The organism is Alteromonas sp. MmMcT2-2, assembly GCF_022348305.1.
GTDB lineage: Bacteria > Pseudomonadota > Gammaproteobacteria > Enterobacterales > Alteromonadaceae > Alteromonas > Alteromonas macleodii.
In genome coordinates, this window is the sequence record NZ_JAKRFA010000004.1 from 1 (window position 1) to 17,648 (window position 17,648).

The 17,648-nt window shown below is 43.0% G+C and carries 17 protein-coding genes and 1 tRNA gene; 11 read left to right on the forward strand and 7 right to left on the reverse strand.

Annotated elements, in window-relative coordinates; genetic code table 11:
- Positions 1 to 36 precede the first annotated feature (36 nt).
- Together MHM99_RS03875 and MHM99_RS03880 are read right to left on the reverse strand one after the other, a co-directional pair.
- The gene (locus tag MHM99_RS03875) at positions 37 to 186 is read right to left on the reverse strand and encodes a hypothetical protein (protein WP_239218244.1); all 150 of its coding nucleotides are present in this window, start codon (positions 184 to 186) and stop codon (positions 37 to 39) included.
- Positions 187 to 200: 14 nt separating this feature from the next.
- Positions 201 to 1,136: a PD-(D/E)XK nuclease family protein gene (locus MHM99_RS03880; protein ID WP_239218246.1), complete on the reverse strand. Its 936-nt coding sequence runs from the start codon at positions 1,134 to 1,136 to the stop codon at positions 201 to 203.
- Between the two features lie 8 nt (positions 1,137 to 1,144).
- Between MHM99_RS03880 and MHM99_RS03885 the strand changes: the two genes are divergently transcribed.
- Together MHM99_RS03885 and MHM99_RS03890 are read left to right on the forward strand one after the other, a co-directional pair.
- A complete protein-coding gene (locus MHM99_RS03885; protein WP_230237739.1) occupies positions 1,145 to 2,125 on the forward strand; it encodes an IS5 family transposase in 981 nt (326 codons plus the stop codon).
- A gap of 268 nt (positions 2,126 to 2,393) precedes the next feature.
- Entirely contained in the window at positions 2,394 to 3,380 is a 987-nt protein-coding gene (locus tag MHM99_RS03890) for a WYL domain-containing protein (RefSeq protein WP_187447301.1), read from the forward strand.
- A gap of 624 nt (positions 3,381 to 4,004) precedes the next feature.
- Here MHM99_RS03890 and MHM99_RS03895 read toward each other — a convergent pair.
- The 3 genes from MHM99_RS03895 to MHM99_RS03905 all read right to left on the reverse strand — a co-directional run bounded on the left by MHM99_RS03895 (position 4,005) and on the right by MHM99_RS03905 (position 5,941).
- Positions 4,005 to 4,081, reverse strand: a tRNA-Val gene (locus tag MHM99_RS03895).
- A gap of 158 nt (positions 4,082 to 4,239) precedes the next feature.
- Complete coding sequence (locus tag MHM99_RS03900; protein WP_239218248.1) at positions 4,240 to 5,316, reverse strand: patatin-like phospholipase family protein; 1,077 nt, start codon at positions 5,314 to 5,316, stop codon at positions 4,240 to 4,242.
- 196 nt (positions 5,317 to 5,512) lie between these two features.
- Positions 5,513 to 5,941, reverse strand: a complete 429-nt coding sequence (locus MHM99_RS03905) for a MarR family transcriptional regulator (protein WP_014976177.1) — start codon at positions 5,939 to 5,941, stop codon at positions 5,513 to 5,515.
- Positions 5,942 to 6,337: 396 nt separating this feature from the next.
- Between MHM99_RS03905 and hmgA the strand changes: the two genes are divergently transcribed.
- Complete coding sequence (gene hmgA, locus MHM99_RS03910) at positions 6,338 to 7,633, forward strand: homogentisate 1,2-dioxygenase (protein WP_239218250.1); 1,296 nt, start codon at positions 6,338 to 6,340, stop codon at positions 7,631 to 7,633.
- A gap of 292 nt (positions 7,634 to 7,925) precedes the next feature.
- Positions 7,926 to 8,999 carry a 4-hydroxyphenylpyruvate dioxygenase gene (gene hppD, locus MHM99_RS03915; protein WP_014949049.1) on the forward strand — a complete coding sequence of 358 codons (1,074 nt, stop codon included), beginning with the start codon at positions 7,926 to 7,928 and terminating at the stop codon, positions 8,997 to 8,999.
- A gap of 37 nt (positions 9,000 to 9,036) precedes the next feature.
- Here hppD and MHM99_RS03920 read toward each other — a convergent pair whose 3' ends face one another.
- Entirely contained in the window at positions 9,037 to 9,393 is a 357-nt protein-coding gene (locus tag MHM99_RS03920) for a VOC family protein (RefSeq protein ID WP_168463479.1), read from the reverse strand.
- A 632-nt stretch (positions 9,394 to 10,025) separates the two neighbouring features.
- Between MHM99_RS03920 and MHM99_RS03925 the strand changes: the two genes are divergently transcribed.
- From MHM99_RS03925 to MHM99_RS03955, 7 genes are all read left to right on the forward strand, one after another.
- On the forward strand, positions 10,026 to 10,415 hold the full coding sequence (locus MHM99_RS03925; RefSeq protein ID WP_239218252.1) for an ACT domain-containing protein: 390 nt from the start codon (positions 10,026 to 10,028) through the stop codon (positions 10,413 to 10,415).
- A gap of 4 nt (positions 10,416 to 10,419) precedes the next feature.
- A complete protein-coding gene (locus MHM99_RS03930; protein WP_239218254.1) occupies positions 10,420 to 10,920 on the forward strand; it encodes a PTS glucose transporter subunit IIA in 501 nt (166 codons plus the stop codon).
- Positions 10,921 to 11,177: 257 nt separating this feature from the next.
- Positions 11,178 to 11,525 carry an ArsC family reductase gene (locus MHM99_RS03935; RefSeq protein ID WP_110287914.1) on the forward strand — a complete coding sequence of 116 codons (348 nt, stop codon included), beginning with the start codon at positions 11,178 to 11,180 and terminating at the stop codon, positions 11,523 to 11,525.
- On the forward strand, positions 11,519 to 12,655 hold the full coding sequence (gene dapE, locus MHM99_RS03940; protein ID WP_168463477.1) for a succinyl-diaminopimelate desuccinylase: 1,137 nt from the start codon (positions 11,519 to 11,521) through the stop codon (positions 12,653 to 12,655). Before MHM99_RS03935 ends, dapE begins: the two co-directional genes overlap by 7 nt.
- Before the next feature lie 9 nt (positions 12,656 to 12,664).
- Positions 12,665 to 13,351, forward strand: coding sequence for a M15 family metallopeptidase (locus MHM99_RS03945; protein WP_187447306.1), 687 nt, complete (start codon positions 12,665 to 12,667; stop codon positions 13,349 to 13,351).
- Between the two features lie 14 nt (positions 13,352 to 13,365).
- Positions 13,366 to 13,575: a DUF2897 family protein gene (locus tag MHM99_RS03950; RefSeq protein ID WP_061094716.1), complete on the forward strand. Its 210-nt coding sequence runs from the start codon at positions 13,366 to 13,368 to the stop codon at positions 13,573 to 13,575.
- A gap of 190 nt (positions 13,576 to 13,765) precedes the next feature.
- Entirely contained in the window at positions 13,766 to 15,025 is a 1,260-nt protein-coding gene (locus MHM99_RS03955; protein WP_081099354.1) for a dicarboxylate/amino acid:cation symporter, read from the forward strand.
- A gap of 74 nt (positions 15,026 to 15,099) precedes the next feature.
- Here MHM99_RS03955 and MHM99_RS03960 read toward each other — a convergent pair whose 3' ends face one another.
- Positions 15,100 to 17,517 carry a prolyl oligopeptidase family serine peptidase gene (locus MHM99_RS03960; RefSeq protein ID WP_239218256.1) on the reverse strand — a complete coding sequence of 806 codons (2,418 nt, stop codon included), beginning with the start codon at positions 17,515 to 17,517 and terminating at the stop codon, positions 15,100 to 15,102.
- Between the last annotated feature and the right edge of the window lie 131 nt (positions 17,518 to 17,648).

A 17,648-nucleotide genomic window follows, 5' to 3' on the forward strand; every position in this document is an offset into this window, starting at 1 on the left:
ATTTTTGATCGGATAACGCCGAAATAGGCGATCGGATTAGACCGAAATCAGTGATCGGATTGAACCGAAATGGGTGATCGGAATGGGCCGGAACATGCAAACGGTATTAAATCCAAAACCTGAAAACACTTTGCCCAGCTCTTCAACATTGTCATAGTCAATATCACTGCTAGTTAATATTTTCATGCGTTACTCCTTGTCTATTTTTTTATTTCTATTAAACCATCCTCATGGGCTTTATTTATAAACGTTTTAAGCGCTTCCTCAACTACTTTGACAGTGGAGTTAGAAAAAGCTTTTAAAATCTTTTCAATTGAAACTTCCAATTTTTCTGCATTTTGAAGGTCCTCTTCATCTTTTAATGTGGATTTTAGATTCTTATCATTTAAAAATTTAGAGTACTTCGCATTTTCTTCTTTTGCATTTTTATTAAACTTAATTATTTTACTATTAAGTCCCTCTAATGATTCGATTAATAGTGCTCTCAACTTATAATTAGACAATGGGCCTACTTCTGCATATAACTTTAGTGTTTGACCTTGAATTGCAATCCAGCAAATTAAAGGGTAACCAGCCCACCACTTCTCGCACCCAGCCCAACAGTAAAATTCTGCCTTTTCGAGTTCATTCAACCAACTCTCAGGCAAAAATGAAAAATTTGTTGGTGTGTCATTAAAATATCTAAATTTAATGCCTTCTTTAATAAATATCTCGCCTTCTGATTTCAAAGATTGTGAAACAAACTGAAACTCGGTTGATTTGCCATTTTCATAAATAAAATCGATTGCCGCTTTATGCTCACGATACATTTTTATTGCCAAATTTTTCATATTAATACTTTCTTCATTCATCCCTGTTATCCTTCCTAAGGTGTCTTTGTAGTGTTCTATAAATGTATAAACTTTGGAGGAGATTACATCTGCATGATGCTCTAGTAATAAACCAATTAACTCAAAGCAAGCGGCATAATTTAAAGTTGAATAGCTTTGTTCCTCTGGCTCTTCTTCATTTAAGGTTAGAAATATACCGATTACGTCATATTCATCGAAACGCTCTTCAACATCTTCCCTATATTTAGGGAAGATGCGAATAAGTCCCCGATGTGAGATCATAGCTGCATAGTAAATCACAGCCATTACCGCCCATGAGCCAACAGTTAACTTTTGCCGATAGTGAGTTTTCCAGCAAGCGCCGCCAGACTCGTAAAGAGATATTCTTATCCAGAATGGATAAACTGCTGCCGTGGCCTCAACTGCTGGAAGTGATTGAACCCTTTTATCCTAAAGCTGGCAATGGTAGACGTCCGTACGCGCTTGAGACCATGTTTCGCATTCATTGTATGCAGCAATGGTATAGCCTCGGTGATGAAGCCATGGAAGATGCGTTATATGAAATTGCCTCGATGCGTCAGTTTGTGCAACTGTCATTGGATAAAGCCATTCCAGACCGCACTACCATTATGAACTTTCGGCACTTGCTGGAAAAGCACAAGCTGACTCGCAAATTATTCAAAACGGTCAACCAATGGCTGTCTGACTGCGGTGTGATGATGACGCAGGGTACACTGGTGGATGCGACGATTATTGAAGCACCCAGCTCCACTAAAAACAAAAAGAATGAACGAGACCCTGATATGCATCAGACCAAGAAAGGCAATGAATGGCACTTCGGTATGAAAGCCCATATTGGTGTGGATGCCAAGAGTGGCCTCACCCATACGCTGGTGACCACCGCCGCAAACGAGCATGACCTGAACCAGTTGAAGAACCTGTTGCATGGCGAAGAAGAATTCGTTTCCGGCGATGCCGGTTATCAGGGCGCTTCGATGCGGGAAGAGTTGCAAGATACGAATGTGGAATGGCTGATTGCTGAACGCCCCGGAAAAGTCCGGGCACTGAAAAAGCATCCTCGCAAAAACAAAACGGCCATTAACATCGAATACTTAAAAGCCAGCATCAGAGCAAAAGTGGAGCATCCGTTTCGGATCATCAAATGTCAGTTTGGCTTTATCAAAGCACGTTATAAAGGGCTGATGAAAAATGACTCACAGTTAGCCATGTTATTCACCTTAGCGAACCTGTTTAAAGTAGACCAGATGTTAAGGCGACAGCCAAGATCTATCTGAAATCCGGGAATAACCCGGAATAAGGCCGAAATCAGGCCTAAAACGGCAGTATATTTGCCGAAATTGAAATTTTAGCGTTCAAAAATTAGACGGTAAGTGCAAAGGCTGGTTCAAGAACTAAATTGCAGGACTTATTCGCAGTTTCCTTAAAGTAAATTCATAAAACCATTATATTGCGACAAAATAAGTCGCCAGTTAAAGTGAAGCAATGACTTATTTTGTCGCAATAGTCATTTGTTGTGTGCAGAAAGCAATTTAAGAATTAATTATGCCAGCAAGAAAAGTGAAATCGTTAACTAGAACTCTAGCCATGCTTAAGTGTATTCCTGTCGCGCCTAAGTTCTTAACTACTAATCAAATACACAGACATTTGTTAAGTATCGATCCTGATGTCAGTCTAAGAACTGTCCAACGTGATTTAATTGAGTTATCGGATATTATGGGCTTAACTTTTGGAGAGTCACCAGAAGGTTACAAATGGTCTTTTGCTTTTGATTCTCCCAACCAGTTCATTCCAGCAATTTCTAGGGAGGAAGCGCTATCTTTAAAACTGGTGAAGGAACACCTTAAGCTATACTTGCCTAGTCACGTCTATAACCGTCTGACAGCGCTATTCAAGAAGTCAGACGACGTTTTAAAAAAATCATCAGAGACAAAAGATTGGCTTAATTTAGTGCAACCAATGCCACAGGCGTTATCGTTTAAGCCGACGAATGTAAAACAAGAGTTTATTGATAGCATTTATCAAGGTCTGTTAACAAAATCTTGGCTGAAAATTCAATATGATACGAAGAACAAAACCTATAAGATAAAACCATTAGGTGTGATAATTCGTGATTCAAAGCTTGTTTTGGTTTGTCAGTATGACGGCTTTGATAATATGCGAAACCTATTAGTGCATAGATTGAAATCTGTAGAAATATTAAGTCAAACATATCAGTCTGACTTCTCTTTAAAAGCCTATATTGCCAACCAAGCCGCTGGCGTTTTACTGAAACAAGAAAAGATTGAATTAACGTTTGAAGCTAAAGGCTACGTCAAAAATTTATTAAACGATAGCGAACTCAATGAAAGTCAGGAAGTATCCTTGTTATCCGATGGCTGGGTTTCGGTTAAAGTCTCTGTGCCACACACCGTCGAGCTAGAAAATTGGATACTTAGCCAATTGCATGAAATACGATTACTAGGCCCTGACTTCATAAAACAACGCGTACTGGACAAAGCGAAACAAGGGTTAGAGCTAAATAATATCTAAGTGTCATATTTTATCGTTTCGATACTCTACTATTTTACCGTTATTAGAGCGTTTTGGTCTTTGCAAATTAAAAGGTCAACACCATGAAAATTAATATAATTCTTTTCGCCAAAACCAACCAATACCGAAGTCAAAATGCAGAGACTTGTCCAAGGAATTCGGTGATTGGAGTGCTATATTTAGGCGATTCAATCTCTGGTCAAATGTAGCTGTACTTGCAAACTTGTCTAAATCCTTTAGCCAAGAAAGTGACACGTTATTGCAGTTTATTGAAGCTTCTATTTAAAAAAATGGCATTGCATTATTTGTTGTGTGGTTGTGCGAAACAGAATGGAAAATATTCTAGAGTTACTTTGTTTATTACAAAATGCCGTAAGAGGAAATCTCAATTTCTTCAACGATAAATAACAAGGGGTGGAAACAAAATTTGGTCACGAGTGGTCACGAATTGTGACCACTCGTGACCATCCTGACAAAATTCATCTATTCTCAAAGGAAAAAATAAAGGGAGGCGGAAGCTTTGAAAAAACTGCATAGAACTAATTAATCTATTGCCATCAATGACTTAATAGAATGAAAAATTTTTAAAATGGCAATTAATGTAGTTTTCAGGATAAAAATTAATGGTGCGTCTACCCTGATTCGAACAGGGGACCTCTACCATGTCAAGGTAGCGCTCTAACCAACTGAGCTATAGACGCATATAGAATTTTGTTGCACCTGATAGGTGGGCGAATGCCAAGCAACGGCGCGTATAATACTTAGCACGAGCGTTGCCTGCAAGGAAAACTTATCAAATGACGATTCAAGTGACTAATTTGACAGCAATTGGCCATTTTATTCAACAATTGCGATTAACTTAAATCATTTTAAATGGAAGCGGCTTGATAGCGTCTACTAAGGATCCGTCGTTAACAGCACGCATAAAATATTCACCCAACCTGTCAGTTTCTTTCAATACTGTTTGCCAATACTGGATGCGCGTTTTTGCATCGAGTACTTCAAAATCTTTCCTATCGGGGATTTTGCTATAAGGCAAATTAGCAACAAACGATGCAGAAGGCACAAGCATTACAACGTTATCGTAGCTTGAACGATGAGGCACTCTGCCCTTCAAGCCCTTGTCGAACCAGCCTGGAATGGGCTTGTCATAAAAATGAGGGTATAACACTAAGCCATCATCTGGTCCGAAGGACAAGTCGAAATGGTAGTCAATAATACCGCCATCTCGATACATTCCGGCTGGCGCACCTTCAATTTGCTGTACGCCCTCAATTACCACAGGAATAGAACCAGACGCTAGCAGCGCGGTATGAATATTTCCATGAGTTAATGCATGGTACTGAGTAGGCAGTTGATACGGGTCGTTTATCGCAAACTCCGTACCCGGCGTTGAGAACACATAGCGCTTGTATAAGCGAGAAAGGTGTCGTCGGTTCACTGTATTGGCCGCTGCACTCATCGCCAAGCCCGAAAGTTGCCTAAACTTACTTTCAAAACGAGTAGCACCTAAACATTTAGCAACGATCAGGTGAGCTTTAAAGCGGGAGTTAGACAGCACTTCTTGCTTACCTGCTTCATCCACCATTTCTTTCAGCAGGTCTTCAGCTTTAGCCGTAATTTCTCTAGGCGTAGGCTTATCACTGCTATAGGTCGTTGTTGAATAAGAAGAGGCTAGACGATTTATGGCTGCTAGGGGATCATTTTGAACAGCGCAAATGGTACGAAACGCACCTGCTGAAGAGCCAATCACGTGAATTTGATGCTTAACGTTGGCAAACCACTCAGGGAACAGTACGCGATCTAGACCAGCCAGAGAAAACCATTTCGGGCCGCCAGATGCCCCCAGAAAATAGCTAAATAACTCAGGCGTAAATCCGTTTTTCATTATGGATTCACGTGCTTTTTTACCTGCGTATATTTCTAAGGGTGCCACTCAATGTCCTCGCTGTGCGCCGAATAGAAGCGCTTGATGAATATTTAGGGGGTAGCAAGCCATGACTAATAAATCCAATAACTTCCCCATTTAATTAGTTTCGGGGGAATTTAACAGTTAAAGGCGCGAAAGTAACCTTTATAGCAATGCCCTCACATCTGCTCAGACCAGACTTTTCAACGACTTCACCCGAATCTTAAGGCGTTAGTGCATCTATCACTTTTACAAATATTCGATACTCATCTTCAGTGATATTTTCCAAACGCTTATTTTGCCAAGCCACAATTTTAGGCAACAGCGCCCGATAGATTCGTTCTCCTTCCACTGACAATGAAATTAATGTGGCCCGTTTATCTCGCTTGCTCACACGCTTAACGATAGCATCTCGCTTAACCAATCGCTCCAGCGCTCGCGAAACCTGCACTTTATCTAGTCGTGTTGCAATAGCGATTTCTTTTGCCGTTAGCAGTGATTTTGGCGAGCTTTCATTTCGGCCGCCTAATGTGGCTAAGATTCGCCACTCTGGTTTAGTAAGTTTATATTCTGCATATTCTTTTGAGAGCGATTCACTTAAATCGCTCGCAAGCATGGCTACCTTGTAGGCAAGCATATCTTCTAGCTGCATGTTTTAAGCCCTTATCACCGTATTACTCTTGCTATTTTTACTTCTGTGACCGCCTTAAAAGCCATGGTTGTTTTTCATTTACCTTAGGCGTTACTTATACCCACAGTGTCGCTACCATCGGTCGAGCGTTCAGGCACGTTCAACATTAACCCAGGTAACTTTCACAGCTAACATCGTGCATTAAAAACACGCAATACGTGTAACCTTGTAATGGCCCTCAAATAAAAGGTGTAAAGCTAGCGTACCAAATGACGTTGGCTCCATTCCCTCTACTCGCCCACGGCCATTGATTTACATTTCATTTACCTCTAGCCTAAACCACATAGTTTCATTTGTAACTACTTTATTTAGCATTCATCTGTACAGCCACATCGATGGCCGCCTGTGGGAGGGTTTATGGATAATTTGTCGTATTTAACGGGTTTTAACAACGAGCACGAGACAGAGGCACTGCCGGGTGCTCTTCCTAAAGGCCAGTTCAGCCCACAAAAAGTGAATTATAAGCTTTACGCTGAACAGTTTAGCAGTACAGCATTTACTGCCCCACGAGCAGAAAACCGCCGCAGCTGGACCTATCGTTTACGCCCCTCTATTGCCATGGGCGACTTTGAAAAAATTGATAACGGCCTGGTAAAAACAGCACCTGAGTCTGATGTCCATTGCCCTCCGAATGTACTTAGGTGGGATCCTGTTCCCTTACCAGACAAAGACGTTGATTTTGTAGACTCGCTTGTAACCATCGCCACTAACGGTGACGCTAAAGCCCAAGTAGGTATGGGCATTCACTGCTACAGTGCCAATACTAATATGCAACATCGTGTTTTCTACTCATCAGACGGAGAAATGCTTATTGTCCCCCAGCTAGGTGACATGCTGATCACCACCGAGTTTGGTAGGCTCAACCTGTCTGTAGGTGAAATAGCCGTTATTCCTCGTGGCGTTCGTTTTTCGGTTAACCCTATTAATGGGCCAATTCGCGGATATATATGCGAAAACTACGGTCATCCTTTTGTGCTGCCAGAGCGCGGCCCGGTAGGCGCGAATGGCTATGCGAACCAGCGTGATTTTTGCTACCCCACGGCCTGGTTTGAAGATAATGAGACGCCTCACACTTTGGTAAACAAGTTCTGTGGAAATTTGTTCGAAGCAAAACTCGATCACTCTCCCTTTGATGTGGTGGCTTGGGTAGGTAACTCTGCCCCTTATAAATATGATCTGTCCCGTTTCAACGTTATGAACACCGTAAGTTTTGACCACCCGGATCCGTCGATATTTACCGTGCTTACCTCACCATCTGAGCTGGAAGGTACGGCGAACGTTGACTTCGTTATTTTCCCTCCAAGGTGGATGGTTGCTGAAAATACTTTTCGCCCGCCGTATTACCACAGAAATATTATGAGCGAGTTTATGGGGCTAATTGAGGGGATGTACGACGCCAAAGAACACGGTTTTGTGCCCGGCGGCATGAGCCTTCACAACTGTATGACTCCCCATGGCCCAGAAGCTGAAGTATTTGAAAAAGCCTCGAACGCCGAGCTTTCACCGCAGCGTTATGAAAACACGCTGGCGTTTATGTTTGAATCTCGCTATGCCATTGCGCCAACGGAGTTCGCTTTAAACAGTGATATTCGTCAACGAGATTATTTGGCGTGCTGGAAAGGCCTTAAAAAGTACTACGATGGTGAAAAATAAGCGCCCTGGGATTTGTAACGTTACACGTACCGATACCTAAACAAGCAATTGTACTGATTTTTGAACACAACCGACAAGCATCACCTTTGCTCAATAGCATTTATTTTCAACAAGTTAGGGGAAGTTAGCTTTCCCTAACTCAGTATCTCATTCACGGGTGAAAACAAAACGTTACAGCTTTGCTTTCCATGCCCAAAATCCTTGAACTCGACACCTATTGCTTGCTTTTTCACTGCGCCCTTACAATCAGGTAACAATTATAAAATGTGATTTACGTTGAGGATGTATCGCTATGGCTGATTTGTTTGAAAACCCTATTGGTTTAGACGGGTTTGAATTTTTAGAGTTCACTGCGCCTAAAAAGGGCATGTTGGAGCCCATTTTTGAAGCTATGGGCTTTACCCTTGTTGCTCGCCACAAATCAAAAGACGTGGAATTATGGCGTCAAGGCGACATCAATTTATTAAGTAACTACGAAAAGAAATGTCATGCAGCCTATTATGCCGAAGAACACGGTCCATCAGCGTGCGGTATGGCATTCCGCGTTAAAGATTCACAGCACGCATATAAAGAAGTGCTTGCCCGCGGTGCTCAGCCTATGGATACCCATACCGGCCCAATGGAACTGAAACTTCCTGCTATTAAAGGTATTGGCGGTGCGATGCTTTACCTTATAGACCGTTATGAAGGCGAAAATACCATTTACGACATCGACTTCAATTGGATTGAAGGCGTTGATCGCCATCCTGAAGGATGTGGCTTCCATACGCTCGATCACCTCACCCATAATGTGTACCGCGGCCGCATGAATTTCTGGGCAGGGTTCTACGAAAAGCTATTCAACTTTAAAGAAATTCGCTATTTCGATATTAAAGGTGAATACACGGGTCTATTATCGAAAGCAATGACTGCACCAGACGGTAAAATTCGCATACCGCTAAATGAAGAGGCGGTTGGCGGTGGTGGCCAAATTGAAGAGTTCTTAATGAAGTACAATGGTGAAGGTATTCAGCATATCGCTTTCGCTTGTGACGACCTAGTGGCGTGTTTAGATAAGCTTAAAGCGAAAGGTATGAAGTTTATGACGCCTCCACCAAACACTTACTACGATATGCTTGAAGAACGTCTTCCTGGGCACGGCGAAAACGTAGATGAGCTACAAAAGCGCGGTATTCTATTGGACGGCACAACGGAAAATGGTGAGCCTCGCCTACTGCTTCAGATATTTTCTGAAACCGTTTTCGGCCCAGTGTTCTTTGAATTTATCCAACGCAAACAAGACGAAGGTTTCGGCGAGGGTAACTTCAAGGCACTATTTGAGTCGATTGAACGCGATCAGGTAAATCGCGGCGTACTAAACAAGTAAGTAGATAGCTAACGCAATACTAGGGCAGCAAGTCTCATCACTTGCTGCCTTTTTCATAAAGCGCGCACGCAGCGCCGCTTGGGTCAATAATGACACAAAAGCTGTCTTTGCCGTGATGACGTATATCACCCGCCTGTTTTCCACCTTTGGAAGTAACTTCTTTCAACGCGGCATCTAGATTTTCTACGGTAAAGTAATTAATCCATCCGCTTGGGTACTGCGCGTTTACACCCTGCTTATGACAAATGCCGCCCACAGGTGTGCCGTCGGCCTTCATCATGACATAATCATTGTAGCCACCCATATCTATGCGGACTGGTATTTCAGCTTCATAAAAGCTGACAAGTTCGTCTGCGTTTTCTACCGTAATATCGCACCATGAAGAATCTGACATTGTCTCTCCCTCTGTTTTTTGTTTACGGCTGTTGTTTTGTTAGGGCTCTATTTATGGTTGAGGCATTTTTCTAGTCAGCGCTCTTGTTCTGGTTAGAGATCAAATACCCAGTAAGCTACATAACTGATAAGCGCAATGCCCCATTGCTTCAATAAGCAAAACCCAAGACTAAATTAACTACTAACAGTAGTCCCTTACTGAATATTTGTTAACTAATAGATCATTTTAATGTACCGATGTTTTCAAGGTAAAAAGGCTAGAGTCTATTGACCTTTGCTGTACATCAAAGATCAACATGGCAAAAAGAGCTCGATCATTTGAATCTCGCGTTTTAGTAATACGCAAATTTCTGAAAAAAGCCATGGTTGTCAAGCTAAGAAATTGCAAAATTACAAAACATTTTTTATTTTAGTTGTAGACATGGCCTGTGGAAAATGCTTGTGAAATTGAGAATGTTATCCACTGAACATTGTTTGTACAGTTTATTTATTCCTTTAAATACATATACTTACAACAAAGCCCCAAACTACTCAACAAACTTATCCACAGATTAAGTGGATAACACGTAGCACTTAATCACAGTTAGTGGTTTAATGTGAATATCTTCGAAGTTATCTTTTTTTCGGTTTCTCATGCCCAAACAAACACTTTTAGTCAGAGAATCTTTGTTTACCATTCACAGCTTGGATCCTGAAACCAATATCCCCGCATCTGTGCTTAATAGCCCTCTTTTTTTCTTAGGTAAAACAGAAGATGAACTATCTATTGTTGTGCCTGACTCGGTAGACGTACCGTCACTAGATAGTGATGAAGGTTGGCGTGCACTTGAACTGTTAGGGCCTTTGCACTTGTCCATGGTAGGGATCATGGCCCAAATCGGCCAAGTGTTAGCATCAGCAAAAGTGGCTATATTTGTGGTATCAACCTTCGACACTGACTTCTTTTTAATAAAAGACAACAAACTAAAAGATGCCATTAGTGCTCTTAAGAAAGCTGGCTATTCGGTAAGTGAGGACGTTTAATACCGTGAATGCTAAGCAACTACAATATGCACCAGACAGTTTTACCAAGCAGTTTGTAACTTTAAGCCCATTTTCAGGGCAAGTGGTTTCACTCTCACACATTGACGATCCCTATTTTAAAAGTGGCCTTATGGGGCCTGGTGCAGCAATAAGCTCAACATCAAATACTGTCTTATCGCCTTTCGCTGGTAAAGTATTGAGCGTTTCCCCGCTAGATTACGCTATCGACATACAGTCTAGCGCGGGCCTTAAATGCAAGATTAAATATGGTGGCGATACTAGTCATTTGCATGGCGCACAATTCGCCTGTTCTTTGAAGCGGGGCGATGAAATAAGGCTTAAACAAGTACTTTTTACCGTGAACGCTGCATGGCTAAAGCAGCGCGGTGTTAGCAATACCTGTTCAATGACGTTGCTTAATGCAAATGCGCTTATCGGCGTGGTGCCTACACATCAAAAGTTTGTCGAAGCAGGCGAAGATACGTTGTTGACACTTTACCTCTAAGGCCTGTTGACCTAATTGTAAAACAGGCTTTCAGCCCTGAGTGATTTACTATTAAAAATCATCGCAAGTGAGTTTATCAACGTATCAACAGCTTGTATGATGGAGCACATTGAAAAACAAAAATGTACAGGCGCACTGTTTTCGGGCTATTGCGGTTTTCTATTTTCTCTAGCTCTTCGAAACAGCGCCACATAATGGCACTGTTCTAACCAGCGTCTTTCATTTACAAACAACAAAGTAGTACGGAATAAATCACCATGAGCACAATCCTTTATGGGATCCCAAACTGTGACACCATTAAAAAAGCAAAAAAATGGTTAGTAGACAACGATATCGCTTTCACATTTCACGATTACCGCAAGGACGGGATAGATAACGACTTTCTTGTACGAGCAGAGTCTGAGCTTGGCTGGGAAGCAATGCTCAACAAACGCGGCACGACCTTTCGCCAGCTAGAAGAGCAAGAGAAAGCGAATCTAGATAAAGATAAAGCACTGGCCCTGCTAGAGCTTCATCCTGCCATGGTTAAACGCCCTATCCTTGTTCATGACAACGCGTTTTATATTGGCTTCAAACCCGCGCAGTATGAGGAAATATTTTGTTAAACGACTCTGTTATTGAAATTGCTAAACAATTAATAAACCGCCGTTCTGTAACGCCAGAAGACGCAGGTTGCCAAGAAGCCATGGGCGAGTTTTTAGGTGCTTTAGGGTTTAATAATGAAACCATGGTATTTGAAGACACGACGAACCTTTGGTCTCGCAGAGGTAAAGAAGGCCCGGTATTTTGTTTCGCAGGCCACACTGATGTAGTGCCTAGTGGCCCTGAGTCAGCATGGAAAACACCGCCATTTACCGCGACAGAAGTTGACGGCTATCTGCACGGGCGCGGCGCAGCTGACATGAAAGGCAGTCTTGCCGCTATGCTAGTAGCCACCCGCGAGTTTGTGAACAAATACCCTGATCACAAGGGAAGTATTGCGTACCTTATTACTAGCGACGAAGAAGGCCCTTTTATAAACGGTACCACCCGCGTTATTGATACCCTTGAATCCCGCAACGAAAAAATTGATTGGTGTATTGTTGGCGAACCCTCTTCAACCGATGAAGTAGGCGATATTGTTAAGAATGGCCGTAGAGGTTCATTAACGGGTGATTTAATAGTAAAAGGTATCCAAGGCCATGTCGCCTACCCTCATTTAGCTAAAAACCCTGTTCATGGTGCAATGGCGGCCCTTGGCGAGCTAGCTAAATCTCATTGGGATAACGGTAACGACTTTTTCCCTCCCACCAGTTTCCAGATATCAAACATTCACGCGGGTACAGGTGCGGGCAATGTGATCCCGGGCGAGATGCACGTTTGCTTCAACTTCCGTTTTTCAACGGAAGTAACCGACCAAATTCTCATTGAGAGAGTCACGGCAATTTTGGAAGCCCACGAACTGGAGTACGAGATTAAATGGACGTTTAACGGTCAACCCTTTTTGACCGATACGGGTGCCCTGTTAGAAGCCACTCAAGGTGCAATAGCGGCGGTTAAAGGAACACCTACCGTGCTGTCTACTGCTGGCGGTACATCAGATGGTCGCTTTATCGCGCCAACAGGTGCACAAGTGATAGAGCTAGGCCCGGTGAATGCCACTATTCACAAAATTGACGAGTGCGTGAAAATGTCTGATCTTGAACAGCTTGCTGATATGTACTTCGGTATCCTAGAACGCTTGCTGGCTAAATAGCCGCTATTGATGGTTATGAATCAAGTGCCAGAAAAAGCGTGGTTAGGCCAGCACAACGACTATCTCGTTGATGCTGGCAACGGCCATAGACTGCATCGCGACGTGATATCGCCGTTTCTTGCCATGCAAGATGCTGCGCAAAAAGACGGTATAGACTTACAGTTGGTCAGTAGCTTTCGAGATTTCGACAGGCAAACTGCTATTTTTAACCGCAAATGGGCAGGTCAAGCACAGCTTCTTGATACCAACGGTGATGAACTGCCATTCGAGGCACTAAGCGATAATGAAAAGCTTCATGCTATTTTGACATGGTCAGCACTTCCCGGCGGCAGTCGCCACCACTGGGGCACTGACATCGACGTGTACGACAGAGCTGCCGTGCATAACTGGGGGGGCAAGTTTAATCTTGTCGAACGCGAATACCTTTCTGGCGGACCGTGCCATGCCCTTTCATGTTGGCTAGCTGACAATATGGAACAGTTTGGCTTTTATCGCCCTTTTTCGGTTAATACGGGTGGCGTCGCAGTAGAGCCATGGCATTTAAGCTTTCGAAACACAGCGTGTGCTTTCGAAAATGCCAGGCACTTAGATGGCTTTACGAAAGCCATCGAACAAAGCGATATAGAAGGCAAAACATGTATTTTGCCACAGCTACCTAGCTTGTATAATCGCTATGTATTGAACAAAGGGCTGTAGCCTACGGAATTTTTATGAGTACTACCTGGGTCATCATCATTATTGTTTTAGTATTGGGCGTTGTGATTGGGAATATCACGCTGCTTAAATACAGTGCTAGATTTAAATTTCCGACACCTTCTAAACCTTATGATGATAGTGACGACGATTCAAACAAGGACAGTGAAAGCACGAGTACATCCCTTAAAGACCAAGATAAAGACAGCAACACCCCTATGAAATAACCCTATTCTGATAGCGTCAATCGCGGCATTTTAATCGAAGCCTAAGTAAAGCTTTTATAATTCGAGGCTTTTATAATTAGAAGCTTTTACCCATTGTTTATGCCGACGCGGGCACTTGAGTATTAGGGCTCTCAATTATTCATTCACAAATCACTTTTCACATTTAAACACACTCTAAGAGGTTCTAGACGTGTCTAAAAAACAATCCTTACTGGGCAATATCGGCGTACAAGTTGTCATTGCTATGATTATTGGCACCGCTGTTGGCGCCTTTATGGGTGAAAGCGCTGAAATGTTCGCTCCACTAGGTGCCATATTTATCAATTTAATTAAAATGCTGGTCATTCCACTGGTGGCAGTAGCGCTTATCTCTGGCGCTGCGGGGCTTGGCAACAGCACTAATGCAGGAAAAGTGGGGCTAACTACCCTTGCTTATTTTGCGTTAACGTCAGCACTTGCCGTAACACTGGCCCTCATTATGGGTGAAGTGTTTAAGCCAGGAATAGGTATCGACGTTTCTGCGGTAGAAGGTATGTTCTCTGGTGAATACGCTTCTAAAGGTGAGCTACCTTCATTTTGGGCTACCGTTACGGGTATGATCCCCACCAACGTATTTGCCTCGTTAACCAACGCGAACATTCTTCAAATTCTGGTGTTTTGCTTGTTCTTTGGCCTCGCCCTTTCTAAACAACCTAAAAAGAACCGCGAGCCTATTTTAAATGGCGTGAACACTATCGTTGATGCCATGGTGTGGATGATCAACTGTGTGATGAAAATCGCGCCAATCGGCGTCTTTGGTTTAATGGCAGAGGCAGTAGGAACATTTGGTTTCGCCGCGCTCATGGTGGTATTCAAACTCTTCTTGGTGTTTACTGCGGCGATTTTAGTGTTTGGTTTTGTGGTTTACCCGCTTTTGGTACAGCTATTTACAAAAACGTCGGCTAAATCATTTCTCGTCGCCATGAAAAAGCCTCAGGCGGTAGCTCTTTCGACTGCGTCATCCATGGCGACACTGCCGGTCACTATGAATACAGTAGAGAATGAGCTAGGTGTAAGAAACGCAACGGCATCTTTTGTACTGCCGTTAGGCGCCACCATCAACATGAGCGGAAATGCCATTTATTATGGCTTGGTAGCGGTGTTTTTTGCGCAGCTTTTCAATATAGATTTATCAATGGGTGCATATGTTGCCATCATCCTAACGTCTACCCTTGGCGCCGTAGGCCAAGCGGGTGTACCTGGGCCATCATTCTTAGTCGTTGCCGTGTTACTTGCTGCCGGCATTCCCATTGAAGGTTTACCTCTGTTATTTGCCTTGGACAGAATTTTCGACATGATCCGTACTGCGCTAAATATTACGGGTGATGCAGCATGCGCGGTGATCGTAGATACGATTTCCATCGATGCTGATGCTGTTGAAGAGCAGCCAATAGAAAATACGGCCAAATAGAACTGCGCTTTATAGCAAAAGAAAAAGGTGGCATTTGCCACCTTTTTAGTCTTGTTAGCAACTCGAACAACACGCTACTTTGATTGTGTAGCGCCCTTGTTTTTCACATACTTTTCAAGCCACTGATCTTGTTCCCAAAGCGTGTGCAAAACACTTTCCTTGGCACGATATCCATGACTCTCCTTAGGCAACATAACTAAACGTGTCACCGCACCTAAGCCTTTAAGCGCGTTAAAATAACGCTCACTTTGCATTGGGTATGTACCGGAATTATTATCAGCCTCACCATGAATAAGTAAAAGCGGGGTCTTCATTTTTTCAGCATGCATAAATGGCGACATGGTGTAATACACCTCTGGTGCATCCCAGTAATGGCGCTCCTCCGACTGAAAACCAAATGGTGTGAGTGTGCGGTTGTAAGCACCAGAACGTGCAATTCCTGCGGCAAATAAGTCAGAGTGCGACAACAGGTTTGCCACCATAAACGCACCATAACTATGCCCGCCCACTGCAACACGCGCTGGGTCAATAATTCCTTTTTGGTCAAGTGCATCTATCGCCGCTTTTGCATTAGCAACGAGCTGAGGCCTGAAGGTATCATTTGGCTCTTCATCACCCTCTCCTACGATAGGGAATGAAGCATCGTCCAATACTACGTAGCCCTTGGTAACCCAATAAATAGGTGAACCGTACCACGGGTAAATGAATCGATTGGGGTTTTGCGTGTTTTGACCTGCGCTTGACTTGTCCTTAAATTCTTCTGGATAAGCCCATAAGATCATAGGGTAGCGCTTGCCTTGCTCATAGTTTGTTGGCAAATACAAAGTGCCCGTTAAGTCCAACCCATCGTTACGCTTGTACGTAATCACTTCTTTTTTTACGTTTTGAATGCTTTCAAACGGGTTTTCAAAGTGTGTTAATTGCGTCAACGTGTTGTTTTTTAAATTGCGGAAATAGTAATTAGGGTAGTCACGCTTAGACTCAATTCTTACCAACAAGCGATCGTTTTTAATATTGAAATCACGCAAGTCCTCAAATTTGTCTGTGTACGCGCTTTTATATACGCGCGATGTTTCAAGGGTTTCTAAATCTAACTTATCCAAGAATGGGAACTGTCCTTCAGGTGTAAACCCATCCCCTAACAAAAACGCATTATTTCCTTCTACTGCTAGCACATCTTTAAAATAGCCATTTTTACGGGTAACAAAGTTGCCAGGGTCGCTGTATTTATCTTGATAGCTTCGATTTGAAATAATTTGTGCAGACTGACTTTGGTCTGGGCTAAACAAGTACGTTTTAATATTGCGCGTATTCCACCAATAATCCATGGCGATGGCAACGCTATCGTTATTCCAAATGAAGCGGTAGAACCTGTCTTCTGTTTTAAGAATTTGCTCAGCTTCACCGTTAAACGGTGCTTCTAGCTGCATAAGTTTATCGCGGTGCGTCACCTCGACTTCTGGGTCGCCCCCATCAAGCGCTTCGGCATACACAATCGTGTTGGGTTTGTCGTTGCGCCATTGAACATCGCGAGGCCCCGTTCGAACAGCCATAAAACCTTGTGGTAGGTCTTCAATAAGCGGAACGTCAACAAGTGTTTTAGCTAACGTTCCATTTTTACTATACAAGCTAATAGTGTGAGGGAAGCGACGGTAGGTCACTAAATAAGAAAACGGCGGCTTGTATTCCTCTACCATCACGTAGTCGCCTGCGGGAGAAACGCTTACATCGCCATACATACCAGATGCAAGCCAAGGAGATGCCTTCCCTTTTAACGGCACTTTATAAATCTCTGAACGGGCTAATTGCTCAAAATTAAACTCATCATTTTTATTTTTAAGCAAATCTTGATACGTGCGATTTTGTGCTTTTTTACCATCACTCACTGAAATCGTGGGTCCGGTAGGCACCGCCACGCTGGTGTCGATTAAGTTTTTTCTATCTTTGGGTACGACTTTTACCAGAAGGGAACTGCTATCTGCATTCCAATTTAAGGTATCGCCCATATTCGCGTTTATGGGTTTATCGAAGAGCTTTCTAGCTTCAGCCGCTTCGATATCAAGCACCCAAAGCTCTACGCCCATTTTTGCTGTATGGGTAAATGCCATATAGCGTTGATTAGGTGACCAAGTAAAATTGGTTAAACGCGGCGTTTCAGGCATGCCTTTAATAGTCAGGCTATCTTTACTACCTACCCGCTGCACCTGAAGATCGTTGTAATACGTTACGCGGCTTCCAATGTTAGTAGTAGGGTCAATTCTTAGTCCAGCTAAGCGAAGCTCTTCTTTCGATAAGTCTTCTATAGATTTATAGTTGTCGCGAAACAACAGCAGCATATTCTGCTGTGCATCGTCTACTAGTGTGGTAGGAGCTAGCGTAACGTCTACTAAATCGAGTATTTCTTTTGACGGCTTTTGGTATTGCAGTGCGTCTTGCGCAAATAGCTGACAGGAGCATGCAACGAGTAGGAAACACATCCATTTTCTTAGCATTAAATATCCTTAGTTAGATTTTTGAGGGTATATAGAAACAGGAAAACGAGGTTTCGCCGTAGTTGTAAATAACTGGCGAAAAACCTCGCTTCGATTCATTAGATAGTTGCATACCTTAAGGTGTGCGAGCT